This window comes from Streptomyces sp. SID14515 (genome assembly GCF_010548505.1).
In the GTDB taxonomy this organism is placed as follows: Bacteria; Actinomycetota; Actinomycetes; order Streptomycetales; family Streptomycetaceae; genus Streptomyces; species Streptomyces caviscabies.
In genome coordinates this window covers 358,023-382,265 of record NZ_JAAGMH010000097.1, presented here as the reverse complement: position 1 = coordinate 382,265, position 24,243 = coordinate 358,023, and the positions used below count along the sequence as shown (strand labels likewise).

Genomic DNA, 24,243 nt, shown 5'->3' with positions numbered 1-24,243 from the left:
AGGGGAGAATGCACTGTGGTGGGTCGTTTGGTCGTGAGGTTGCTGACCGCGGTTGCTGCGTGTTACTTGCTTCCGGTTCTGGCAGGAGCTGGGCAGGAAGTACAGGCAGTGGCTTCCGCCGCGTGCCTCTTGGTGGCGCGAAGGGCTGGGACGGTCGGTCGCGGGGGACAAAGCTCGAGTTCGTCAGGAGCGCGGCTACGGTCTGACCAACCGCAAGCACCTTGTAGATAGAACGGTGCTCGGATCCTCGCACTGGATATCTGCAGTGGTGCGGTCAGTTGATCATTGCTTCCACCAAGACCGCATTGAGCGCGTCGCGTTGCGCAGCGGACCCGATGTCGGCGGGCTCGGGGTCACCGCTCAGCCCGCAGCACAGCACGACTGACTGCAGCTTCTCCGCCATGTCCCACATGGCCGGCGTCATCGGAGTCGACGGGACATGCAAAGCGACCGACTCGCCGTCTCCGGGAGGCATGCGGAACAGCCCTCTGAAAGTTCGGCGCTTGCTGTCGAAGATCGCTTTCCACTCGAAGTTTCTGGGCGGGACTGCCGGGGCTGGCCAAGCCGGCCAGCCGAAGTACTGCACAGTTTCCTCAAGTTGCTGCGCCTGCACGGCACTCAGAACGATGAGTACCACCCTTTCCTCCGCAAAGGTGACGGTGACCTCCCGCCCACGAGGGACGGCGCTCTCCAGGCCTCCGGTCCCCACCGCACAGTGCGTGACAGTCAAATTGACGGGATACGGAAAAGGCTGCGGGTGAGTCATAGACCCAGCATGGCGCAGCATCCCGGCCCCCTCGCACTGGAAGACGCATACGCACGGACATGACCGAAACAGGCGCCGAGAGGACCGAGTTCGAGTCACTTCATGCGTCTGTTGGACCAGTCGCATGCGTAACCGGGGGTCGTCCCTGCCAACCAGGGCCGGGACTGGTCGTGCCGACCGGATTGCACCGAGCCGACCCGCAGGACGGGCTCATCAGGGAGATGCGACCTCTACCCAAGGAGAAAGTGTCGGCGTGTGGTTGTGGCAAGTTCCCAGCCACGTCGTCGGCCAAGAGCCTGGGCATGTGGCTCAGCTCTACCGCCGGTTCGCGCTCCCACTGTCTACGCTGGCAGATCAGGCGGACTCGCGACGGAGGCATATGAGCATCGACTACGAAGCGGCACTACCGCACCTTCGCGTGAAGTTTGCGGAGATGGGTCTCTCGTTCGCCGACGGCACCTTGGCTCAGGCGGCTGCCATGGGGATCACGCAACTGGCTGGCGCAACGGTCCGATCGAGAACGCTCAGGCCGGGGAGCGCGGGAGGAGGAACGGTCTCCATGACGGCGTGATGTTCGCCCGGAACACCTGGGTCTTTCACCAAGCGTCGGAGGCTGTGCGCAGCACGGACCAGTACTCTCTCCTCAGCTTCGAAGACCGGATCCTTGACCGTAGTCTCGTCTGGCCGGGCACCCGCAGCACACTCAGTCGCTTCGGTTACGGAGCGCTGGGTGACATCAGAAAGCACGCCAAGGGCCGGGTCAACTATCTCCTCGAGTTGGAGGATGTTTACGGGCAAGGCAGCGAGGAGTTTCTCCTGCTTGCAGGAACCGGAGCGCTGATTCAGCAGGATCACTTCGGTATGCCCGGCTGGGAGCCGGTTGTCGAGCGGATGGCTATGAGACTCCGCGATGAGGACAAGGAGTTCGTGTCCTACCTGGCCGCAAGAGAATGCCTCGGCTTCGAGGCCCGGGCTCGCTACAGCGCCGTCCCTGGTACATGACGATCTGCCGCGCGTCGTGGAATCTCTTCGCCTCGCGCCGTACCGGCTCGATGCCCAGGTGCTGCAATGGTTTACCTGGAACCCCGTACTGACCCACAGGGCTGCGTAGTCGAGGTCCGAGGCCGTAGTTGTCACAGGCAGTTCCGGGAGCACTCGCTCATCCAGCAGCGCTGCAGGCCGCCTGGCCCCGGAGCAGTTCACAACAGCCAGACCGCATGCAGGACGGCACCGCACTGGTGGGTGCCGATGAGCCCGTAACACAGCGTCGGACAGCAGGCCGTGGCTGATGCTGTGACCGAATGCGGATCTCTGCCCTCCCTTGTCCGCCTACGATCTCTCCAGAATCTCGGCTCAGCGGCTCTAGGCTTACTGCTGAGCCGTAGGACTGAGGGGGTACATGGTGGCCACGCTGAACCACATGAAGGAACGCACGGTTGGCTTTTACGAGGTGGTGGTCGTCAAGGACGGGGCAGCCCAGCGCATCCCTGAACCGATGGACTGGGATGGGGCTCTCGCAGATCTGGCACAGGCGCCCGTCGGCGCCCGCTCCCACGAGGGTGAATCACGGCTTGTAGGCACCACATTCCCCCACAATATGGAAGACCATCTGCTGCTGCACCGGGTGAAGGACGCCGGCGAATGGCTGTCGGTCATCAACTTCGACACCGGTGACCTCCGCGAGCTCGAGCAGTCGGCACACGAGGGCTACCTCGACACGTCCGTAGTGTGCTTTCTGCCGTTCGGCAACATCGTGGGCATCATGCCGGGCGGCGTCTCCGCCCCCAGCCACAAGTCCCTGGAGACCTGGCTCAACGGCATTGACATGTTCCCCGGCAGCCAGCTGCGGCTGCTTCCCGTCGTCGCACATTCCGAGATCGAGAAACTCAAGTCAGCTGTGGGGGCAAGCCGCGTCGAGGTGAAGGTCCTGGGCAACAAGATGGGCGCGCTCAGCGAACGTGAGAGGCGAGGCGGACTCGCCCGGCTCCTGCGCGTCGCCAGCGAAGAGTACGGAGAGATCACGGTCACGATGGTCATCGCCGTCCCGCGGGGCAAGGAACTCAACGAGCACCGAGAGCACCTGCTGGCGGACCTCGATGAGATCGCCGACGTCGTCACCGGAGCTGAGCGGGCCCGGGCACGGCTGGTGTACTCCGACCCCGGCGGCCCTGAGCAGACCCGTCTCGTGGAGCTGGTCGAGCACAGCATCACCGCCAAGAAGCGGGTCCCGGCCACCGACGCCGAAGGCAACTCGATCCGGATCGTGTCAGCGGTGGATGCCATCCTGGCAGCAGCGGCCGAGCACGAAGACGCGCTTCGGCTCGCGGTGGACGCGGGGCAGTCATGACATAGGCGGGGGATCGTGTGGGCGTCCGTACGAGCATCATCGACAAGTGGGCCGATCGCACCTGGGTCGACTACCTCATCGCGGTGGCGGTCATCGGCGCCCACCTGGCCACCGTCCGGGCAACACGGTCGGGAGACTGGCTCACCTGGATCGATTCCTCGCAGCGTACGGACATGTACGGCGCAGCGATCGGTGCGGTCTCCGCGATCGGCGGTCTCAGCGCCATCGCCATCGCCATCTACACCAGCGCGAACGGCGAGCGGTTGCAGGCCGTGCGACAACAGCGGCGAGGCGAGCTCCGGCGGACCTGGCGCAGCCTGCTCCAGGGCACCGCACTGGCATGCGGCCTGCTCCTGACTGCCTTCTCGCTCGACCGGGACGCGGACCCCTTCTCGGTACGCTTCGTCTTCGAATACGCCATGGTCTTCGCTGCGATGCGGTTCGCCCGGTTCATATGGCTCTTCGACAGAATCATGGCCGTCTCCGATGCGGATCTGGTGGAGGAAGGATCCTCCGCGGTGGTTCCTGTACGCGATCCCAACTGGCTCGCACGCCGTCGCAGCCAGTACGACAGCAGCACGTGACCTGAGGATCCACCCGTGTAGCCGACGGGCGACAGCACTTGGCAGGTATTGGCTACTGACGAGTTCGCGGTTCGATGAGCAGGGCGTCCATGGGTTTGCTGCGATGCGGGCGCATGACTTCGAGCCAGGTGACGCCTCCGTCCAGGAGGCGCCCCATATGCCCGAAGCCGTTCCACCCCAGATCGATGAAGCAACGCTCGGCCTGTTGCTCCCGACCGGACAACCGCTTGCCGTGCAAGGTCACTTCTGTGAGATCCATGCCTCGCTGCTGCAGGGAAACCAGGGCACACATCGCTGCCTGTCGCAGGGGGCTCGTCTTCGTCCACCGCCGGCGTACGTGCAAAGCGGCTTCCGGGTCTTCGAGTTCGGCGTCGGTCAGCCTCAGCGGCGTGATGCTGATCTTGCCCTTCGCATGGCGGCCGTACAGTTCGATCCTCGCCGGGCGCGGCACCGGGGTCTCCAGCTCCTCGAACGCGGCCAGCATGTGGTCCCGAGGTGCAGTCCCGGCTTCCGGGTCCGCCTTCAGCGAAGCAAGGCGTTCGCGAGCCAGGGAGAACGGCTCACCTCTGCGCCAGAGCAAGAACAGTTCGAATTTCTCGTCGAGCAGGCTGCTGCGGCCGCGGAATTGGAAGGAGATTCCGCGTGTGCGGCCCCTGAGAGCCTGCCGCATCGCTACATACGAGTCACGCCCGTTGATCGACGCATCCAGCGACTCGCCCAGCCAGCGCTCGTCCGTGCCGTGCTCGATAACGACATCCACGTCGTTCGGCTCCAGCGCGCCTCGCGCGTACGAGCCGAAGACGTACACCTCCTCCACCAGGCCCAGTGGCCAGGCGCCGCCTTCAAGCCGTGTGATCATGTCAGCCAGCAGACGCGTCGCCCGCTCACGTTTCACCCCGCTGCTCCGTCGGCATAGGCGGCACGGAACTCCTGAGTCGTCACAAAGACAGAACCCGGTACCGAACGTGGTCTCCCATCCTCAAACGTTCGCCCCAGTACCTCCGCTGCAGCCCTCCCCCGCTTCCGCTCATACACCTCGATGGCCGCAGCGAATTCCTCAGGCACTTCACGCCGGTCCACCACACCCATGACAGCTACCTGAGGGAACGAGCCACCGAACGTCTGCAGTCTCGACCACCCCAACGACCGGCCGGCTTTCCGCATCGCCGAGCGGATCAGCTCGACCCCACCCAACCCGGCAGCCTCCTCAACGCCGAGCCGGAGCTCGTAAGATCCCCCGAAGCCACCTCCGCCCGGCGGACACGACCGACGCAACAACGGAACGAGGACAGCGGCTAGACGCTCATGGCGCGGATCACCCGCATAAGACGGCATCCACCGAGCGTAGTCAGACAGAACACTTTCCACCCAGCATTCCGCCACAGAGTGCTCCCACCGCAAGGTGGGGACTTCTCGAAGGCTCGCGGGCCCCGGAGCCTCAACCATCTCCAAAGGCGCTGCCGCATAAGGACGTTATCCAGCGGTTGCGTGAAGGCGCGGAGGAGAGCGATGAGGGTCACCGAGTGCCCGTTGCAGGGGCCAGTGCCCGTCCTGCACCACCTGGCGGGGCCCTGTCTCTGGAATGCAATCGCCTCGTGGCACCAGTACGGCACGAGGGCTCCGTCCGGACTTCTGAGCGTGTAGACAGCGAGACGGACGCCAGGCGCAGCCCGACCGGTACGGACTGGTGGCTGATCGCCCAGACGTCGGGCCCTCGTTCGCCGCGGTGTCGGCCGCGAGGTCCAGGTGCTGTTGGTCACCGTCTACAGACACACCAAAATGACGGTACGACAGCTCGTCTCGCGGTTCCCAGCACCTCACCGAGGCATCAACCGCATCGGCTCCCTGTTCTCGCTCAAGCCCCGCTAGCGCACCGTCCTCGTCGCGGACGCCCTCCGGTTCCTCAATCACTGGGTCGATACGACACCGCGCTTCGTCTTGGCCAGCTGGCCGTTGCCCGGTGACCCGCGAGGACTTCAAGGCGTTGGCACTGTCCGGAGCCAAAGGTAGGAGCATCGGCTTGGACGCGCTGAGAAGGAGCTACACCTCGACATCCGAGGCACGCCCAGCCGTCCTCCCCCAGACTCCCTGCCCCGTTCCGTAACCTATTCGGCCGATGCGGTGTTACCCCGGCAGTGGCCGCCTGTGACGGCCTCGGCTTCCGTCGCGGCCCGTGACCGCGACACGGTGCACACAAGAGCCGAAAGTGGCTGAGCAGCAGCACAGATTATTCCGGTGAGCGTTCGTTTCTGCAGCCGGGTCACGGGGCTGTGCTGCGGTGAAGGACGACGCATGAATCCCCACCACTATGCGAAGCAGAGGGCCAAGGCTCTGACGCGGCAGAATGGCGAGCCGTATGTAGTGAACTTGGCACGGGTCCTACGTGAGGAAGCCGCGGCTGCCTCTGGTGGGGCGTCTTCCGCAGGTCCGTATTCGACGGGCGGCGGCGGCACAGTGCTTGAGCACCGTTTCGGGGCTGTCATGCTGTCTCATCTCCTCACACGTAGGCCGGTGCCCGCGCTCGGAGATCACATCACCCCCACCCACGTACGGTTCCAGGGACGCAACATCAGCAAGGTCGACGACATCCTGGTCCGTGGGCGTAGCGCGACAGGTGCGGAGCATCTGCTGTCGGTCGGGGTGCGCCGCCGGCCGCGCCTGGTTCCCAGCGAGGCAGACTCGGTGCAGCTCATTCGTGCCTACCTGGATGTTGTGGTCGGAGACTGGCCGTTGCTGCAGAGCGGTCGACAGCGGCTGGCTCTGGCGGTCGTTCCGGCCTGCCAGCCGGCGCACCAGCTAGCGGATCTGGCCAGCATCGCGGCAGCGGAGCCGACCCCTGCTGAGTTCAGGCGGCGGATGGCCTCAGGCGGCGGCTACGCGAACAAGGGTGTACGCGGTCGTCTGGCCCAAGTCGACGCGTTGGTCGCCGCCGCCCTGCGTCCAAGGCCCGCCGGCGGAGCTGCATGTTCACCCCACGTGCTGACCTGGCGTCTGTTGAGCAAACTCTCCCTCATCGAACTGCGTCTGGAGGGAGCTGACCTATCCGACAGGACTGAAGCTGTCGCGCGCCTTCAGCAGCTCACACCCGAGGGGCTGCCCTCCGAGGCCGATGCTCTGTTCTCCCGCCTCGCGGAGCTGGTAGGCATCTACGCACCCGAGGGTGCGGAGGTTTCCCTATCTTCTCTGACAGCCGATCTTCATGGTCTTGCGTGCTTTGCCCCCCTCGCTGGGGCGAAGGGCGCCGTTGGAAAGGCGAAGGTCACCGGTGTGCCGCAGCAAGCGAAATCGCAAGAGTCACGGGGCCGAACAGGTTCAGGCCGCCAGCAGTTCACTCTGTGGCGCGCGCCGACCGTAAGCGGCAAGGCTCTGCAGCCGGTACTTGAGAGCGAGACGCTCGTGGTTCGGGACGGATACTGGCTAGTGGGGTTCGACAAAACCGCAGGAAAGCGGATCTGGGCGCTGCAGACGGCCTTCGACGCCCTACCGGTGACGGGTTCCGGTCAGGTCTTCGTGGCCGACCGAAGCGGCCGGGTGGTGCCGATCGACGCACGGACCGGGAGGAAGGGTCGACCGCTGCCCATCCACATGACCGACGGGTCAGCGGTCGTGGATCGAGGCACGCTGTTCACCGCGGCACCGGACGCCCATGTTCATGCGCTCGACCTGGCCTCTCGTGTGCCGCTGTGGACGCGGCCGGTTGGCGGCGGACCTGCCGGCCCGCCCCGGGTGTGCGCCGGCCGGGTGTTCCTCCAGACCTGCCATGGAAGCAACAGCGGCGATGGCACCACGATGGACGGCGATCTGTGGGCCTTCGGCGCCGACGGCAGCCTGCACATGCACGCAGTACAGGAAGGAGAGTTGCTTCATTGGGCCGTCGATGACTCCAACGTTTACGTCGTCTCACGCCACCGGCCAGGTCAGGTCGGGATCACCGCTCTGGACTCAGACAGCGGACGAATGCGGTGGCATCACTCCTTCGACGGCGATCTTGCCGGGAAGCCTGCGCTGGCACGCCGCTCTGTCTACGTGACCACGACCGGTGGTGACGTGGTGGCGTTGGCCTCAGACACTGGGCGGGAACTGTGGCGGACAGGGGCGGGCGTTCGTGCAGCAGCAGCTGCGCGCGTCTGTGACGGCGTGGTCTATCTCGGGCTTTGGCAGCCCCGCCAGTTCATCGCACTCGACGCCGACTCGGGGGCTCAGCTGTGGCGGAAGAGGACCTCCGGCTCGTTCGTCTCCGCGCCGTTCACCGCTTTGGGCGTTGTCTATGCGTGCCATCGCGGCGGGCTTACGCACGGGTGGGACACACGTTCGGGCAAGGAGGTCCGGCGCGCCGAGGTGATGTGGGACGAAGCTCGGCAAGGCAGCTCCTTGGTTACCGGTGGCAGAGCGTATGTGACCGGCAGCGGAGGTGAACTCCTCGCCCTGTCCCTGCACGCGACCTGACAGCCCGAACGCCGCTCCCTGCTCCTGAGCGCCGGGGGCGGAGGGTGCGCATCAGGAGCAGGCAGCGGCTCGCCCACGACCGGAATATGTCTCTCGCTGCCTTCGTGCAGAGCCGCACCGCGCTCTGACCAGAGAGCTTCTCGCAGGGGTTCGGTATCGGGGTCGCAGCGAACGCCCGGCGCAGCCCTCTTACAGTGAGCGCGGGCGAGCGGAGGGCGAACAGCCTTGATGTCTACTTTGCCTTCTACGTCAGCGACAGCAGCGAATCGCAGTGAGTTCAGGGAACCCGTCACGTCTCCTTCCTCCTTCTTGACTCTCAAAGATGCACCGCTCTCTGACAATTCCACATGAGTCGAGTGATCTCCTGCAGCACGCCTGGCGTCCTGTATGCGGCCTATGCAGCGGGCCCTTCCGCGGCTGACGGCCCGCGGTCATGCCAGGCGCGGAAAAGCAGTGTGACGGATCTGGACACAAAGCCCATGCGCGGCAATTAGCATGATGATCTCCTCGCAGCTCCCTCATGGCGCAGGTTCCTTGTGGTGCGCCGGCGAGGGTGCAGCACGTCTTGAACCGCCAGGAGTGTCATGCAGCTCAGCCGCGTCCGGGTCAGGAACTTCCGCAACTTCGAGGACCTGACGATCGATCCGTTCCCCTCTCCCGCAGTCATCGTCGGGGAGAACGGGGTGGGAAAAAGCAATCTGCTGGCCGCGCTGCGCCTTGTTCTGGATCCCGACCTGCTCGATCGTCACCGTGTTCTGGGCTCCGACGACATTCGTGACGGCGGCCCCACGCTCGCCCAAGGGGTCGAAGTGTGGGTGGAGGTCGACCTGTCGGGCTTCGACGACGACCTGGACGCGCGCAGCGTCCTAGACGGGGCCATCATCCGTCTCGATCCGCTCACTGCCCGCTTGACGTACCTCTTCCGTCCCCGACGGCGTCCGGTCGGGGACGGAGCAGCCACAACTGGTCCGTCGACACCGGAGGCGGGTGCAGTTGAGGAATCCGCACGTCAGAGCGCGCAGGACGCAGATGCGGCGGCGGACGTCCTGACTGCGGCGGACTATGAGTGGACCATCTTCGGCGGCACTGATCCGGGCAACAGCATGCGGAACGTGAAGCAGTACGCCTCCTTCTCAGTACTGCCCGCTCTACGGGACACCGAGCAGGATCTTGGCCGACCTGAGCGCAGTCCGCTCACCCGGCTGCTGCGCGAGTTGCCTCCGGCACCGGAGATCCTCACACAGACGCTCAACACGATGAAGCAAGCCCGCTCCCAGCTCGCCAATGATCCCAACGTCGAGAAACTGACCAAGCACCTCACCAACCGCATCGTCGCGCTGGCAGGCCCCCGCCCGGGCATTGTGCCGTCGCTGGACTTCGCGGGGCGTGAGGAGGATCTGCTGCGCAGTGTGCGGCTGTACATCGACGCGGCCGGCACCCGTGACATCGCCCGTGCCTCCACCGGCATGGCGAACGTGCTGTATCTCGCGCTGCTGCTGGAGCGGTTGGAGCTGCGCCGCAACGCGGCGGAGGGCGAGGACACGCTGCTGGCCGTGGAGGAACCCGAGGCGCACCTGCACCCGACGCTGCAGCGGCATCTCTTCTTCCACCTGCTGCGCAGCCTGGACCGGTTGATGCTGACCACCCACAGCCCGCACATCGCTGCAGTCACCCCGCTGACCAGCTTGGTGCTGATGTACGAGGAGGGCGATGGGGCGGTGCAGGCCAAAGCCGTGCCGGCGTCGCTTCTGGAGGAGCGGGAGCGCAAGGATCTGGAGCGATACCTCAATGTCAGCCGGGCGGAGATCCTCTTCGCCCGGGGCATCGTCCTGGTCGAGGGTATCGCCGAGGCCTACGTGGTCCCGGCCCTGGCCAAGGCTGCCGGCCTCGACCTGGATGCGTACGGGATCGTCGTCGCCAGTGTCGAGGGCACCGCGTTCACCCCTTATGCGCGGCTGCTCGGACCCGACGGTCTGGACAGGCAGTTCTGGATCCTCACCGACGGCGACCAGACCGACCTCGACATCAACCAGTTTCCACATCTGCGGGAAGGGGGGCTCACCCGGGCTGTGGAAGCGCTGGACGCCCTTGCTCCACAGGCGCGGCTGGACTGCCGCGCACGGTTGGAGGAGATGCGGCAGCTCGCCCTGCCAGCCGACGGCAGCGCACGAGCGGGGCGCACACAGCTGGTGAAAGACGCGGCCGAACACCGTGTGTTCGTCGGCGAGCACACCCTGGAGGTCGATATCGCCAGGCTGTTGCACGTCGAGATGCAGGCCGCGTTCGACGAACTCGTTGACGGCCGCATTGCACGGCGAAACTTCACCGAAGCGCTGGAAGGAGCACGCGCGGCCACCACTCTGGAGCAGCGCGAGGCTGTCCTGACCCGCATCGAGAAGAAGGAGGTCAGCAAGGGGCGGTACGCCCAGCGGCTTGCCGCTCACATCGAGCAGGTCGACGACCTGCCAACGCGGATCCGTCTCCTGCTACAGGCCGAAGAGGACGCAGTTGTCACCCGTGACGATCTGCTGCGGATGGGCGGATGCGGGCCGCTGCTCGCGCTGATCAACCAGCTGTGCCTCGCCTGCCTGGGCCAGCCGCTCGTCCCCGCACCGGGGCCGGGGCCGGAGCCGGTGGCTGAACCGGCCGGAGAGACTCGCGCCGCCGGCTGACCCAGACCGCCCCGTCCGCGCAGCCCAGGAGAGATGCGATGCACCCGCCCCAGCTCGTCACTGCGGAGGTCCGGCTGCCCGCCGCCTTGGCCCAGGAGTTCACCGGCCTGTCACCCGAGCAGCGGGAAGCCGCCAGGCACCAGGGCAATCTGGTGGTACTGGCCGGCCCCGGCGCGGGCAAGACCCGCACCTTGGTCGCCCGTATCGGCTACCTGTTGGCCACCACCTCGCGACACCGCTCAGTGGCAGCCATCACCTTCACCGACACCGCGGCGGCCGAAGTCGGCGCACGGCTACGTCGCCTTGGGATGCCCGGCGGTCGACGTGTCGCGAGCAACACCATCCACGGATTCTGCCTCCGTCACATCCTGCGCCCCTACGCCCGCTTCGCCGACGTCCCTTTCCCGGACCAGGTGACCGTCAGCGACGACAAGCAACTAAAGGCATGGTGGGAACAGGCAGCTCTTGACTCTGGCCTGGGCCAGGTCGTCGACCGGGACATCACCAGTCTCAACAAGCAGCGGCGTCAACTGGCAGCCGGCGCGGACCCGCAGGATTTCGATCCGCGCTATCTGAAGACGATCGCCCGGTACCAAGCACTCCTCGACGAGCATCAGGCCCTCGATTTCGATGCCATGACCGAACGCGCCCTGGCCGTCCTGCGCTCCAGCGCCGAAGTCCGGCGCATGCTGGCCGCGCGCTTCCCTCATCTCGTTGTGGACGAGTATCAGGATCTTGGTCCGGTCCTCCACGCCATCGTGCTGACGCTGCTGGATTCCGGTGTGCAGGTCACCGCGGTCGGAGATCCCGATCAGATGATGTTCACCTTCCTGGGTGCCGACGCCCTTCACCTCGAGGAACTTCGGCAGCGCGCCGACTTCACCTCGCGTGTCCTGAGCGTGAACTTCCGCAGCGGTGGCCGCCTGATCGAGGCAGGTCTGCGCGTACTGGGCGCCTCTCACGGCTACCGGCCGGCACCAGACCGCGAGGAACTGGGACTCATCACGCACAGGAGGGTCGAGGGCGATCTCGACGCGCACGCCGCCCACGCCGTCGCGATTGCGCAGGAGCGGATCAGCGCCGGCACGCCTCCCGAAGAAGTCGCTGTGCTGTACCCCGGCAAGGGCCCCCTCCTCACGCAGCTCAAGGCCGAACTCGGCCGCACCCAGACAGCCTACGACGCCGAGAAGGCACGCAAGATCCCCAGCGGGCCTCTCGCGGACTTCATTTCCGACTGCACCAGCCGGTACTTGTCCGGCCCCCTGCCCGGGACCAGCGCACGCGTGGCCGGTACCGCACAGGCCCGCACCATCATGGACCTCGCGACCCTGTGGCACCGACGCCTCATCGACGCCGGTCTCGCCATCGAGGAAGACACCCCGCGCAGCCTGGCCCGTCGGCTCGCAGCCCTCCTGGACACCACGCCCGAACCTGCGCCCAGCGACCCTGCCAGTGCCTTCTTCGAAGGCGTCTGCGCTCTACTGGAGCTGGATGCCCTCGCACATGCCAGCTCCGATGAACGAGACCACACGGCGCTGGCAGAATGCCGGGCCGCATGCGCCAATGGACTTACCCTCGCCGAGCTCGCCGGCGGCCGCTCCCCCGGCCGAATCACCCTGACCACGTATCACAGCTCCAAAGGCCGCGAATTCGACGTCGTCATCCTCCCTGGCCTCATCAACAAGCACGTCCCCTACTACGGACAGTACGGCCTCACGGAGGGTGAACTACACATTGCACGAAGGAACTTCTACGTGGCGCTGACCCGCGCTCGCCACGAAGTCGTACTCCTCACCGGCAACTTCTTCACGGACGCCTGGAATGTGCCACGCCGCACCTCTCCTTCCATCTTCGCGCTCGACGTACTCACCGACAGCCCCGCACCTGATCATCAGTAGATTGCGGCTACACTCCGCAGGCGTGCGGTGAACTGGGTCTTCGTTCAAAGCAAGCCGAGCATGCCAGGCAGCTGCCGTTCAGCCGAAGCGCAGCTGCTCGTGGTCTGGCAGGTCGAGCACCACCAGCTCTTTGCACTCCAGGTCGCCGAGCAGATTGGCCTCCGCCCTGTTCCGCAAGAACACCCGCACCTGCCTGAGAGCGTGCGACGGTACGGCCACCTCAGGGCAGGGGCGGGCAACCCCGTACACGTGCCCGTCCGTGGTGATCAGCGGGGCGCCATGCCCATAGCGGAGTTCGGTGTAGGGCTCTTCCGGGATCCGGAGTTGTACCTGCTGCTTCTGGCGGGCCCGCGCCGCGACCGCTCTGAAGAACTCCTGTACTTGTTCCGAAGACAGCGGCGACCACCACGCTCTGCTGGCTTCTTCTGCACGCAGCACTCGCACGGCTGCCTCGGCTTCCTCTCGCAGCCGGCGTTCCTCGGCCTCCGCAACTTCCCGCTCGCGTTGGGCCACTTGTTGCGCCCGTTCTTTTAGCCACCGGGCGTGCCTCTCGGCCTCCGGTTGCCGTGACCGGCGGTTGATCTCCTCCACCTCCGCCGCGCGGCGGGCACTTTCGCGAGCTGCTTCCTCCTGCCGGACACGTTCGATCTCCGCCTGCGCCGCCAGCCGCGCTTCCTCCGCGGCCCGCTTCTTTTCCTCCTGGCGCCGGCGCATCGCCTCGTGCTCCGTCTGCAGGCGGGCGGAGTTCGCCGAGGTCCACCACATCCCTCGGCGCAGCACCCGACGCTTCACTCGGTGGTAGCGGCGCAGGCTCACCACTGGTTCGACCTGGCCTTCTAACGCCCAGCGCACGAACTCTGGCAACGGCGTCACACGCACGCCCCACGCGCCGAACGACCAGTTGAACGCAGCCACTCCATCGTTCACCGACCAGTTGCCGCCGGCCTCCGACGCCAGTGCCTGCACTGCAGGTGCTTCGTCGATCCACTTCGGCGCCTGCTCGTGCGGGGATACCCAGCACACCCGGATACCCGCTTGCGTATACCGGTCGGTGCGCTCCTTGATGTGCTCGATCGTGATTGGTGACAGTTGGGCCTCCCACGCCATCAGCTGACTGCCATCGGGGGAGGTGGCCATCACGTCTGCCCGCCAGGACTTGTCCGGCGCAGACACCTCCAGCTCTGCGTGCCAACCCGCGTCGCGGATCGCCCCGAGCAGCACCAGCTTCGTCATGTGGTGCTCGAAGCTCTCGTTCTCCAACGGGCAATCCTCAGGGCGCTTCCCGTTGTGCGCAAAGAACCGGGTGCCGCCCCGCAGAACTGCGCTCATCGTGCCTTCACAGTCCGGACAGGACAGCGGCGCCCGAGGTCTGACCCGGTGGATGTCCTCCCACGGAATCCTGCACCCGAGATCCGGCAACCCCGCATATAGCCGCCCGAAGACGGCATGCACCGTCGTATATGGCACGAGCCCCTCCTCTCGCACGAACCCACACCCATGCATAGCAGGGCGGGCCGACAGCAGCCCGAGCTCGGCGAGGAGCTTCCTCGGGCATTACGAGCCTGCTGCCTGCCGACAGCCGGACCGGTGCAGTTATCCCGGTCCCCGGGCGGCGACAGCCTCCGCATGCCTGCAATGGATGGTCGAGCTGATCTACAACGCAGTGCGGGTCTCCGCTTCAGATGCTGTCTCGCCGGGGTGCACCGAGGATGGTTACGTATCCCCTACCGACCTGGTTGTGCACTCCTCCTCAAGGGAGGGAGATGTGGCGAAGTTCCGAGAGGACTGGAAAGCAGCGCCCGGGTACATCCGCGGTCTCTGTATCGGGTCCCTGTGCTTGGGAGCGCTCTTGCTGGCGTTCCTGCTGACGACGGAGCGATGGTCGTATCTGTCCTGGCTGCATGACTCGGCCTACGGATCGAACCTGCTCTCGGCCGTCGTGGGTGTGCTGTTCGGCGTTCCCTTCACAGTGTTCTTCTTGGACGTCCTCAGTAAGGACCAGGCGGAGCGCTCCGAGAAGCGGGCCATTCTCAGCACCGCCGGGCGGGCCGCAGCCGACTACCACCGGACCGTGTGGGGCTTCCTGCCAACAGCCGGGCCTAGCGCCGACGCGGCGGTCACCATCGTCGTGGCCAAGGCCGAGCACTTCTACACGGAAGCTGTCACCAGGACCCTCAGCATCCGCAATCCTCCCCTGGGACCGGAGGTCTCACCATCCACGGATGTCTGGCAGCGAGCAGCTGCCGCAGCCGCCGCATTCCGGGACGCCGTCTACGCGGAGACGGACCTCCGAACGAGTAGACAGGCCTCAGAGTGGGCCCGCAAGGTCGAAGCCGAGTGGCGATTTCTGGAGCGCGGCCTCCGCATACGGCTGATCGCCGCCGGCTGCCCCTGGCTGGACCCCGACACTGCCCAAGCGATCAGCCGAGACCTCGACATCCTGACCGGACCCGACGCTAAGTGCCTGAAGGAGACAAGGCGTGCGATCCATCCTCTATCCGGAAACACGGCGCGAACGCTTGCGGACTTCCACACGCTGGCCAGCTGCGCCACCAAGGCGCGCACCTGGGCACATGCCCTGAAGACCCTGACGGAGTCATCGCGGCGCCCGACCGATCTATGGCCAGCAGCAGGCGGCCGTGCCGCTGTGGGTGACTGAGCACCCGGACGGGCGAATCCGGCCGCCTTCCCTGGCCTAGATGACGCAGCGGTAGCCCTTCTACGCTGCCCTAGCCGGGCCCCGGCGACGTCATGGCTGGTCCCCCGGCCCCCATGGCGTGCCCGGTTACCAGTAGCAGCGGATGGGGCCCGGTTCCCGGGGGCGGGCAGCAGCACGATTCTCGTCCGCGATCCGCTGCCGGTCTCGCCGCAGAGCGTCCACTCGAGCCTCGGGAGTGACGGCTGCGCCAACGGTGATCGCCTCGGTGCCGACCACCGGGGCCAGCGAGTATCTGCAAGGCGCTCTTCTGGACCACGAGGGTAGGTGGAGTCGGGCCACGCCGGGCGGGAGCTCGGCACGCAGCGCTCCATGCCAGCGGATCCATAGCGCTGGGTGCCCGCGGAGTGCTTCGTCGCGCAGCTTGTCCACGGCAGTACTGTCGTCCGCGCGATCGATCTCCACGGCGATCGGAGGGCCATCTTTGCGCATCACGCGCAAGTCCAGGTAGGCAGACCACGAAGGCGACCAGTAGGCGATGCAGCCCCCGCTCTTCAACACGGGCGGGTCGATGTAGCGCATCTGCGCTTCTGATCTGCACCTCCACCCCGATGCTCCCACCCACTGCACCACCGCCCGGGTGATGGCCTGGGTTGCCTCCTTGCCAGTCAGGCCGCTGAAGGAGAAGCCGGTTTCAGACAGGTATGCGCGTAAGGAGGCAGCGAGGCTCTCGGACTCGCCGACCTCCATCAGTTCATGGGCCATCCAGTGATTCTCCACTCGCCCACTGACAGGGGCCGGAGAGTAGCGGCGATCACCATCAGGGTGCCCGCCCACATCAGCCAGTGATGATCGCACGGCCTCGGAGGCCACGCGTGTGAGGGCGGCCCGCGCCGGCGAAGTGTGTTTCGGCCGAACCCGCAGTGCACGTTCAGCGTGTGAAGTTCGTGCGGCTGCTCACCCCGGACGACCAGCTCCTCGCACCCGCACCGACCTGCTGCCCTCCAGGCCCCCACCGGAGGCACATTCACCGTCCACTGCAGCCTGTAGACCAAGCATCAGTACAGCTGATCATGACCAGAGCGCGGCGATCGACGAGATTGATCACCTCTGACCTGCGCAAACATCCGGCTGTCATAGGAGTCTGCGCACGATTGACCTGGGCTTTCGTCACTACTGTCAGTGCCAGTTCGTCACCACCCGACAGTGAGAACTAGCAGGTCACTCGGGCTGCATCACTGACATCCAGGTGACGATCCTCCGCTGACAGCCTCATGCAGACCATCAGGGGTGATGGCGAGGGCCGTGCGACACCGCAGGTCAACAGCATGCGGCCACCGCAGGAACGGTGAGACCTCACACCGACAGAAGGCAACTGCTCACTATCGGCGCGGCCGACGGCGTATAGGAGGCGCCACTTAAATGACAGCGCAGAAACGCCACATCTTGTCAGTCAGAAGCACCACTACCAACCGCACCTGATTCAACAGATGTCAAGGCCAGGGGCACATCGGCTACGGAACGCTACTGCCAAATAGGTGGCTTCTTCGACTGGCATCCTGACGACCTCTCACACCAGGTGGTGAAGGTGGTGCCGGGGGTTGCGGGGTAGTGCCAGGCGCGGTCGCCGGGGGCGGGTGCGGGGAGGATCCCGATGTGGTTCCAGGTGGCGGGGACGGTGACGCGGACGTGCCAGTGGCCGCAGGCGAACAGGGCTTTGGTCTGTTCCTTCTGGGACCAGGAGGCGAAGGTGGCCGCGGTGACGCGGCGGGGGGTGCCGACTCCGGATTTCCAGGTGTGTTTGGCGTAGGCGAAGGTGCGGTCGTACTCGACCAGGGCGGGGAGCTGGGCGGGAACGCGGGGCGGGGTGATGAGTTCGGTGCGGCCCTGCCCTGCGGTGGCGTGGAAGAGGCCGCGGAGCTCTTCGGACAGGACGGGGTAGCCGTCCGCGTGCTGGCCCTTGGTCGGGATGGTGCGGGTCCACAGGTCACGGCCGGTCTGGGACGGTGAGCCCATCAGGACGGCGTCGGGCCAGTGGCGGCGCAGGGCCTTCCACAGCAGAACGAATGCGTCACGGATGACGGCGGGCTCGGCGCCGTCGGTGTCGAACCACTCCCCCGCCGACCGGATCTCGACATGCTGGTCGCCGTGTTCGCGCTGGTAGCGGGCGACGGGGTTGCGGGGGTGGACGAAGTGGCCGGCCATCCGGTCCTTGCCGCGGCCGGTGTCCGTGCGCCAGCCGGGTGTGGGGGCGTTCAGCCAGGCGGCGACGGTGTCCTTGAGGAAGGGGTGCTGGTCGGCCTGCCGGTGCCAGGGGGCGCCCGCGGTGATGTAGATCCGCTCGACGCCGCCGGGCAAGACGTGGAAGACGGTGTTGAGGATTTCTGCGGCGCTGGCGGTCGGCAGGTCGATGCGGAACGTCTGGTCACGGTGAACCAGCGCACCGGTGTGCGTGTCGAGGAAGACGGTGCTGCGGGCCTGCTGGGTGAAGTTCGGGTGCGTGGAGGCGAGGTTCGCGGTGTGAGCGAACCAACGGTCGCCATCAGGGCCTTCGGGGATACCGGGAAGGGTGCGCTGTGCTCCCTGGGCCGCGAGAGGAGCGGAGGCGGCCGGGGCTGACTCTGAGGGGGCTGCGGGCCGTTCGGGCTCCGCTGCCGTTTCAGGGGCGGGGCGGGTCATGGCCGGGGCGACCGTGCCCGCCTGGGCCGGGGTCTGTGCGTGTTCGGTGCTGCTGGGCAGTGCTGTTTCCCCGGCGGGCTCGGGGGCTTGGACGGCTGCGGCGGGCGGAGCTGCCGGTTCGGGCGACGGGGGCACGGGAGCGGGGTTTGGCTGTGCTGCGGTGATGAGCCGGTCGGGGGCGAGGATGGGGGCGATCGCCACGATATCGGCCAGGCTGAGCCCGGCGGCGGGAGCGATGCGCTCCGCCTTCGCCTTCTCGTATCCCGCGAGCGCATTGATCTTGCGGGCGCGGTCCGTCTCCAGTTTCTCCAGCGCGGCCTGCGCCTTCCTGATGCCGTCCCGCAGGACGCGCAGCTCGGCCAGCTCCGCGTTGTAGGTCTTTGCGTCCATCACGATTCCTTGTACCTGCAGGTCAGTTGGCGGAAAGACTTCCGGTGGAGACGTAGGCGACAGCGCCGCCCGAGTGGGAAGGCAGACGGGTGCTCAGAAGGAGGTCAGCGACATCGCGGTCAGCCTGCCGCGGTGCGGTCAGGTGCTTGACCGGGGTGGCCAGATCGGTGACGTACCCGGCCAGGACAGCGTCCGGGAAGACGTGCCGCCCGTCTTCCCTCTTCTCCCACGCCCCCAGGCCTGTCAGGACGGCCACCACGTAGCCGGACAGGGTCACCGGGAGTACTCCACCGGCGGCCACACTGGCGGCATCGCAGCGCCATCCGCCGCTCAAGCTCTCCAGAAGACCCTCGGGGGCAAGCCTGGCCGAGAAGCCGGTCCGCCGCCCGTCAGGACCACCGCCTTGGCGGGCAGCGTCGACACGCAACACACCGATCTCCTTCACGTCCAGCCTGTCCACAGGAGCGAAAGGGCGCACCCGCAGAGCCTGTACGACCTGAAGAGGAGTCATGACCCGCACGCCTCGGCGGGAGAGACCGGGCAGGACCTCTGCAGTGATGAGGCGGCGGAAAGTAGTGATGGCGCAGCCGAGTTCCTCGGCAGCCTGCCCCGTCGTGAGCAGCATTGCCTGGCTCCTCACCGATCGAGGCTCTGTCCTTGCGAACGTACCGCCAACCCTCTCCATAGGCAAGTCGACTCAGTTATCTGATCTGGCTTGTATCTGGTTCGGGAACAGGCGGCCGCGCGGCGCTCACGTCCGGCGGAACCTCATGACTGGGCCACGGCATGGGATCAGGCGATGTCTGCAGGGCGCGCGTGGCGGGGTGTCGGTGAAGAAGTCCCGCAGCGGCTGTTCGATGAGTCGCTTATGGCCTGGCCCCTCGGCGGCGACGTCGACTGCGGCCGTTGTCCCGGCCTGCACGCACGTGATTCCCGCCCTTCACGCTGCGCGGCTCACCGTACTTGGCTCTGCGGCGCACGGCTTTTGGCCGTGTGCTGCCCCGCCGTGCCTGCACTGGACCATCCAATCTGGGAACGCACGCGGTCAGAGCAGGCGTTCCGGGAGGTGCCCTGAGGCGTGCGGGGGCTTTCGGGCGTCACCTAGGCGGTTTCGTTTGGATCAAGGTGGGGCGAGTGATGACGGCGGTTCCGGGGTGGCACCCTGGAGCGATGCGACCTGGAACCGACGTCACCGAGAACGGCCTGCGGCATCTGCTCGATGAGTGGGATCCGATCGGCGTCGCTGACGACGTGCGAGACGAGTACGACTGCATGCTCGTCCCTCTCCTGCAGCGGCTCCGGCGTGGCGCCGACCAAGCGGAGATCGGCGAGTTCCTGCGGCATGAGCTGGAAGATCACTTTGGTCTCGCCCCTCTTCCGTCAGAGTCGGAAGCGATGGCTGCCAGAGTGACCTCCTGGTGGACAGTTGCCGTCCAGACCGATGACGCCAGCTGCGTGTAGTCGGCCCCTCCGGGTCGTCTGCTCGTCGTCTGGGTGTGCCGTTGACTGGCGCGCAGTGGGCGCGGATCGAGCCGTTGATTCCGGACCGGGGCACCGAAGCGGGGTCACCGAGAGGTGATCGACGCAATCGCCTGGAAGTTTCAGACCGGGGCACAGTGGGTGCAGCTACCGGAGAAGTACGGCAACTGGCGGGGCGTCTACAACCGGCTGCGGATGTGGTCCGCCGATGGCATGTGGGAGCGGTTGTTCACCGCGCTTGTGGCACAGGCCGACGCCGACGAGGAGCTGAACTGGGTCGTCTCGGTGGACTCCACGATCGTGCGAGCCCACCAGCACGCGGCCGGAGCCCGCAAAGAGGGGCCTCCGCCGGCGAGCCGGACGATCACGCCATCGGCTGGTCCCGTGGCGGACTAACCACGAAGATCCATCTGGCGGCAGATGGCAACTGCCGACCCCTTGCCTTTCATGTCACCTCCGGACAGGCCGGTGACGCGCCCGCCTTCGCCGACATGATGGCCCGGCTGCGTGTTCCCTGACAGCGTGGACGGCCCCGGACCCGACCGGAGGCAGTCCTCGCAGACAAGGCGGCAGCCCCGAGGCCCGTTGTTCCTGGTGAGTGCCTGTGGACCTCTGCTGACCTCTGCGCGCAGGCACGACGTCGGCCTACCGACGTGCCTCTCGTGCCGGTCGCCCGGTGGCGAGTGTGTGCGCGGCACCGGCGGTGGCTGGATAACCTGCGGGGAGCGGACACGACGTGGCTGTCGCTGGCCGCACTGCCCGAGGTGGTTCAAGCGCATCGGGAGCGAGTTGCGCTGGAACGGCGCCTGGGAGCGGGCGGGCGTTCCTTGTTCGCGGACGCTCTGCACATCACCGCCTTCTGGTGGAACGTGCCCTCCCTGTCACCGCCCGCTTGGGCCGCGCGCCGCAGAATGCTCACGGAACCGGCCGGCAGCGATCTACGGATCGCGCCTTTGGTGAGCTACCCGGAGACAGTGCGCCTTGCGGGTGAGCTGGCAACCTGGGAGCGACGGCGCCTCCGGGGCACGTGGGATGCCGATGCCGACCAAGCATGAAGGAAGCTGGTCGGCGGGCTCTTTAGGGGGTGGGAGATGCCCGCCCTGCTGGCGTCCTTGCCACTCGACCAGTGGCTGGACCAGCACAGCGGCCCGGTCGCTGCCCTCAGCGAGAAACGGCCGTCCCGGGGTCGCTGGCGTCGACTCCCGGTTCCTTGTCCTCACACGGGCTTTCCACCGGAGACTCCGTTGGAAGAACTGACCTGCCTGCCCTGGCGGTTCGGCGATGAAGCCCCGGAGCCTGACGTTACGCAGGTGTGGTCGGTGTCCGGTCGGGCTGAGATGTCAGGCGCCCCTGGCAGCGGAGCCGAGAGAAACCGTTGGGCTGGGATCAGGCATGTGGGCGCCGACTGGGGCAGTCGGCGCGCCATGACCGGTTTGTTCGCGGCCGGTGCAGAGTGACGTGGCTGCGGTCTGTCGCCTTCATGGAGTCGCGGCTGGTCGGCTAGAATTCTCGGGGCCGGCATGCAGCTGCGCCGGAGTGCTGGAGCGGGGACCAACGGGTGAACGAGGCGGAGTATCGCCGTGCGGGCATTCCCGCAAGCGCGCACAAGGAACGCGCGAGTTATTACACCCTCGGGTTGCTCGCCAACGGCGCAGGCTGTCAACTGCAGGATCCGCACCTCGACTACGAGTGCATCGACGTAACGATCCTGGCGTCCGGGTCCTTTCCCGTCAGAGCACCTCGCTTCGATGTCCAGCTGAAGGCTACGAGCAGCGGGCATACGGCGAGACTGCTGAGGAACGGTGACTACTCGGTCAAGCTGCCTGCCGAGCAGTACAACACGCTTCGGCAGCCGGGCTTCGTGCCGATGCGCCTGGTCGTTCTGATCCTTGCGGTAGGCGTAGATATTCCACAGGTGAGAAGCACGGAAGACCGTTTGGTTCTGGATGGCATCATGCTGTGGTCCGATCCTGCGGGCTGGGATCCTCTCGCTGCAGGGCAACGCTCAGGCACAGTGATTCTCCGGCGTGAGAACGAGTTCACCACGGAATACATCAAGGAACTGGTGAAGATTTTGGGAAACGGAGGTGGACGATGAGCAGGAAGAAGGTTTCTCCGAGCGATTTTCGCTCTCTCGCCCCTTCGGTACCCGCTGCGCAGATCTCCGGGTTCCTTGAATATTCCGGATGGGATCTTGTCGAGCAGCGTGACGGTCTTCTGGAGTACTGGCGCGATCCGGTTGCTCACCGACCAGAAGAAGGTCACGTATATTTCCTTCCACTGAACAGCACCATGCGAGATTACGATCGGCGGTTCCGTGAGTTCCTTGCGGAGCTGGCTGACCACTTCGGCGATACACCTTCACAGCTTATCCGGCGGATCAACGAGATCAGCTGGGACAGGCTACTTTTCCGTATGACTCATGTGGAACACGATGAGTCCGCCGGGCTCTTCCGCGCATCGGAAACGTTGAGTGCCGGCATGAAAATGCTGGAGCTCTCGGCGCTCTACACAGCAAACCCGCGAAGGAGATCATGGGGCGGAAATCGCAGCGCTCTGGTTAGGTACTACCTCGCAGAGGATGTGCGATTGGCACACACCGAGCGCGGCAGCTTCGTCTTCCCGATCCTTTCGCGGATCAGGCAGGACAGTGGGCCGGACACGCCTTTTGGCCGCGAAGTGGTGACCAACCTGTCCCGGGCCCTTGAGCGGATCAGTCAGTGGCCGGAGGAGGAAAGAGCCCCGGGAGAGGAGACCTTGGCCTTTGATGCGGCCCTGGCCAGGGCGTTGAGCCCGCTGGGACACCTTGGCCAGCTGGAGTCGTTGACTATTTCATTCCAGTGGGCCCCCGTACACGGTCTCCCTCAACACGTCCCTCGGCACTCTCTTGATTTCAGCACCCCCCGTATCCAGGCGATTTCCACTCTTGCACAGTCGCCTTCTATGCCCTCTTTCGATATTCCTGGCATAGTGCATGCTCCGGGCCGGAGGACCGTGACAGCAACGCGTGCCGTCCCATCGCGGTCACGGGTGTCCGGTCCTGTCATCGCTTGGGGTATGGATGACAGGAATAGGGAACGGGGCGAAAGCTCTACTTTCGTGTTTCTCCGGACGTCTTTCGGTGATGTACGTATGACTGTCAGCGAGGAAGAGTACGATTTCGCCCTGCAAGCCAGAGAAGACGGCAGGGCCGTTACGGCGGTCGGACGCCTGGTAGAGCGTGATGGCGTCTCGACGCTTGTCGGGCATATTGACCGAGGCGGGTCGAAGTTCCTGTCGAAAAGCCCAGGCAGCTGAGGAGAGCGGCTGCAGTCCCGCCCGGCTGCCGGAGGCCGGACGGGCCTCAACCGTCGCGTCACGCAGGTTCAGCAGTGCCACCCCATGGGGCGGAAGGCCGCATCGGCATCGGGGGCGTCTTCACCGGCCAGCAGGCGCTGCACCTTTGCCACGTAGGCAGCCGACGTGGTCCCCGCGGGTGGCGCCATCACGCCCGCGTGGGTCAGGGTCGCGGAGACGATGCGCATGGTCGGCACTGTCGGCCCGGACCAGTGGGCGTAGTCGGGTACGGGCACGGTGGGGGCGGTACCTCGCGACCTCCATGCGGCGTGGCGCACGCTTTTATCTCCGAGGAAGGATGCCTGGGCAGCGAGGTGAGTGAGCACGCGCGCAGTCGTTCCCGCGGGCAGGGCGAGATGCTCGTCCGTGGAAGGAGCCAGGTCTGAGCCCAAGGCACGCAGTGCACGGGCATCGAGGCGTAGCAGCAGGACTGCCATGGGCTGGGTGAGCATGGGGTCGAGCAGCATCTCGGCGAGCATGCTGCGCACGCAGTTGTGCAGCGGAGCGGGGACGCCGATGCCGCAGTGAGCTGCGGCTGTGGCCACAAGGCAGGTTTCCGCAGCTGAGCGGGCTTACCTGCGGGGGTAGGCAAACATGCGTTCCAGGTGTTCGGCGTCGTCTTCCAGGAGTCGAAAAGCGTGCGCCACAGGGGTGTCGCCGAGCCCTTGGGTGAACTGGGCGGGGTTTTCGGCCAGCTTGCCTGCGCGGGCCAGGCGGGGCAGCTTGCCGGGCAAGTCACGTCGGGGGTTGCACCTGGTGGACTGGCTGGTGATGGCGCTCGTCGTCCACCGCGGCGATGACCAGCAGGTGCACCCAGCTCGGCTCTCCGGCAGATGCCGCGTCCCGCGCGTGAGCACAAGGCGGTGATGAACATGACGAACAAGCAGCTTCTCCTGCTCGACGCCGATGCCTACGTGGCCGTGATGCGGTGCGTGTCCGCCATGTTCGTCGGGCTCACGGCCTCATGAGCGCACCAGCCTCTCGTGACGT

General features: G+C 66.1%; 18 protein-coding genes and 1 pseudogene. 12 read left to right on the top strand and 7 right to left on the bottom strand.

The genetic code is table 11. The features are described 5' to 3' along the window. Positions 1 to 274 precede the first annotated feature (274 nt). Positions 275 to 766 (bottom strand): hypothetical protein, encoded by a 492-nt coding sequence (locus tag G3I54_RS21825; protein WP_164616545.1) that lies wholly within the window; start codon positions 764 to 766, stop codon positions 275 to 277. Positions 767 to 1,145: 379 nt separating this feature from the next. Here G3I54_RS21825 and G3I54_RS21820 point away from each other — a divergent pair, with 379 nt between their 5' ends. The 4 genes from G3I54_RS21820 to G3I54_RS21805 all read left to right on the top strand — a co-directional run bounded on the left by G3I54_RS21820 (position 1,146) and on the right by G3I54_RS21805 (position 3,697). Continuing rightward, a complete protein-coding gene (locus tag G3I54_RS21820) occupies positions 1,146 to 1,337 on the top strand; it encodes a hypothetical protein (RefSeq protein WP_164616544.1) in 192 nt (63 codons plus the stop codon). A gap of 44 nt (positions 1,338 to 1,381) precedes the next feature. Continuing rightward, on the top strand, positions 1,382 to 1,768 hold the full coding sequence (locus tag G3I54_RS21815) for a hypothetical protein (RefSeq protein WP_164616543.1): 387 nt from the start codon (positions 1,382 to 1,384) through the stop codon (positions 1,766 to 1,768). Positions 1,769 to 2,165: 397 nt separating this feature from the next. Then, positions 2,166 to 3,113: a hypothetical protein gene (locus G3I54_RS21810; protein ID WP_239144471.1), complete on the top strand. Its 948-nt coding sequence runs from the start codon at positions 2,166 to 2,168 to the stop codon at positions 3,111 to 3,113. 17 nt (positions 3,114 to 3,130) lie between these two features. Next, on the top strand, positions 3,131 to 3,697 hold the full coding sequence (locus tag G3I54_RS21805) for a hypothetical protein (RefSeq protein WP_164616542.1): 567 nt from the start codon (positions 3,131 to 3,133) through the stop codon (positions 3,695 to 3,697). Between the two features lie 52 nt (positions 3,698 to 3,749). Here the strand turns inward: G3I54_RS21805 and G3I54_RS21800 are convergent, their stop codons facing one another. Next, positions 3,750 to 4,592 carry a nucleotidyltransferase domain-containing protein gene (locus G3I54_RS21800; protein WP_164616541.1) on the bottom strand — a complete coding sequence of 281 codons (843 nt, stop codon included), beginning with the start codon at positions 4,590 to 4,592 and terminating at the stop codon, positions 3,750 to 3,752. Positions 4,593 to 6,208: 1,616 nt separating this feature from the next. On the opposite strand from G3I54_RS21800, the gene G3I54_RS21795 reads away from it, so the two are divergent. From G3I54_RS21795 to G3I54_RS21785, 3 genes are all read left to right on the top strand, one after another. Beyond that, a complete protein-coding gene (locus tag G3I54_RS21795; protein WP_164616540.1) occupies positions 6,209 to 8,143 on the top strand; it encodes a PQQ-binding-like beta-propeller repeat protein in 1,935 nt (644 codons plus the stop codon). A gap of 584 nt (positions 8,144 to 8,727) precedes the next feature. Then, positions 8,728 to 10,815, top strand: a complete 2,088-nt coding sequence (locus tag G3I54_RS21790; protein ID WP_164616539.1) for an AAA family ATPase — start codon at positions 8,728 to 8,730, stop codon at positions 10,813 to 10,815. A 38-nt stretch (positions 10,816 to 10,853) separates the two neighbouring features. Next, positions 10,854 to 12,713, top strand: a complete 1,860-nt coding sequence (locus G3I54_RS21785) for an ATP-dependent helicase (RefSeq protein WP_164616538.1) — start codon at positions 10,854 to 10,856, stop codon at positions 12,711 to 12,713. Between the two features lie 78 nt (positions 12,714 to 12,791). On the opposite strand, the gene G3I54_RS21780 is transcribed toward G3I54_RS21785, so the two are convergent. Beyond that, the gene (locus G3I54_RS21780) at positions 12,792 to 14,216 is read right to left on the bottom strand and encodes a competence protein CoiA family protein (protein WP_275407999.1); all 1,425 of its coding nucleotides are present in this window, start codon (positions 14,214 to 14,216) and stop codon (positions 12,792 to 12,794) included. A gap of 136 nt (positions 14,217 to 14,352) precedes the next feature. Here G3I54_RS21780 and G3I54_RS21775 point away from each other — a divergent pair, with 136 nt between their 5' ends. Next, positions 14,353 to 15,372, top strand: a complete 1,020-nt coding sequence (locus G3I54_RS21775; protein WP_164616536.1) for a hypothetical protein — start codon at positions 14,353 to 14,355, stop codon at positions 15,370 to 15,372. Positions 15,373 to 15,498: 126 nt separating this feature from the next. Here G3I54_RS21775 and G3I54_RS21770 read toward each other — a convergent pair whose 3' ends face one another. The 3 genes from G3I54_RS21770 to G3I54_RS21760 form a co-directional block, all read right to left on the bottom strand. Further along, positions 15,499 to 16,134 carry a hypothetical protein gene (locus tag G3I54_RS21770; RefSeq protein WP_164616535.1) on the bottom strand — a complete coding sequence of 212 codons (636 nt, stop codon included), beginning with the start codon at positions 16,132 to 16,134 and terminating at the stop codon, positions 15,499 to 15,501. 759 nt (positions 16,135 to 16,893) lie between these two features. Continuing rightward, on the bottom strand, positions 16,894 to 18,438 hold the full coding sequence (locus G3I54_RS21765) for a hypothetical protein (RefSeq protein WP_239144470.1): 1,545 nt from the start codon (positions 18,436 to 18,438) through the stop codon (positions 16,894 to 16,896). Between the two features lie 22 nt (positions 18,439 to 18,460). Beyond that, positions 18,461 to 19,063 carry a DNA-binding protein gene (locus tag G3I54_RS21760; protein WP_164616534.1) on the bottom strand — a complete coding sequence of 201 codons (603 nt, stop codon included), beginning with the start codon at positions 19,061 to 19,063 and terminating at the stop codon, positions 18,461 to 18,463. Between the two features lie 545 nt (positions 19,064 to 19,608). Between G3I54_RS21760 and G3I54_RS21755 the strand changes: the two genes are divergently transcribed. From G3I54_RS21755 to G3I54_RS21740, 4 genes and pseudogenes are all read left to right on the top strand, one after another. Further along, entirely contained in the window at positions 19,609 to 19,899 is a 291-nt protein-coding gene (locus G3I54_RS21755; protein ID WP_164616533.1) for a hypothetical protein, read from the top strand. Between the two features lie 29 nt (positions 19,900 to 19,928). Then, positions 19,929 to 20,432 (top strand): annotated as a pseudogene (locus G3I54_RS39620) (IS5 family transposase); the annotation flags it as partial. Positions 20,433 to 21,475: 1,043 nt separating this feature from the next. Continuing rightward, the gene (locus G3I54_RS21745) at positions 21,476 to 22,015 is read left to right on the top strand and encodes a DUF4365 domain-containing protein (RefSeq protein WP_164616531.1); all 540 of its coding nucleotides are present in this window, start codon (positions 21,476 to 21,478) and stop codon (positions 22,013 to 22,015) included. Continuing rightward, the gene (locus G3I54_RS21740) at positions 22,012 to 23,214 is read left to right on the top strand and encodes a hypothetical protein (protein WP_164616530.1); all 1,203 of its coding nucleotides are present in this window, start codon (positions 22,012 to 22,014) and stop codon (positions 23,212 to 23,214) included. Before G3I54_RS21745 ends, G3I54_RS21740 begins: the two co-directional genes overlap by 4 nt. 68 nt (positions 23,215 to 23,282) lie before the next feature. Here G3I54_RS21740 and G3I54_RS21735 read toward each other — a convergent pair whose 3' ends face one another. Further along, entirely contained in the window at positions 23,283 to 23,732 is a 450-nt protein-coding gene (locus G3I54_RS21735) for a hypothetical protein (RefSeq protein ID WP_164616529.1), read from the bottom strand. Positions 23,733 to 24,243: the final 511 nt, after the last annotated feature.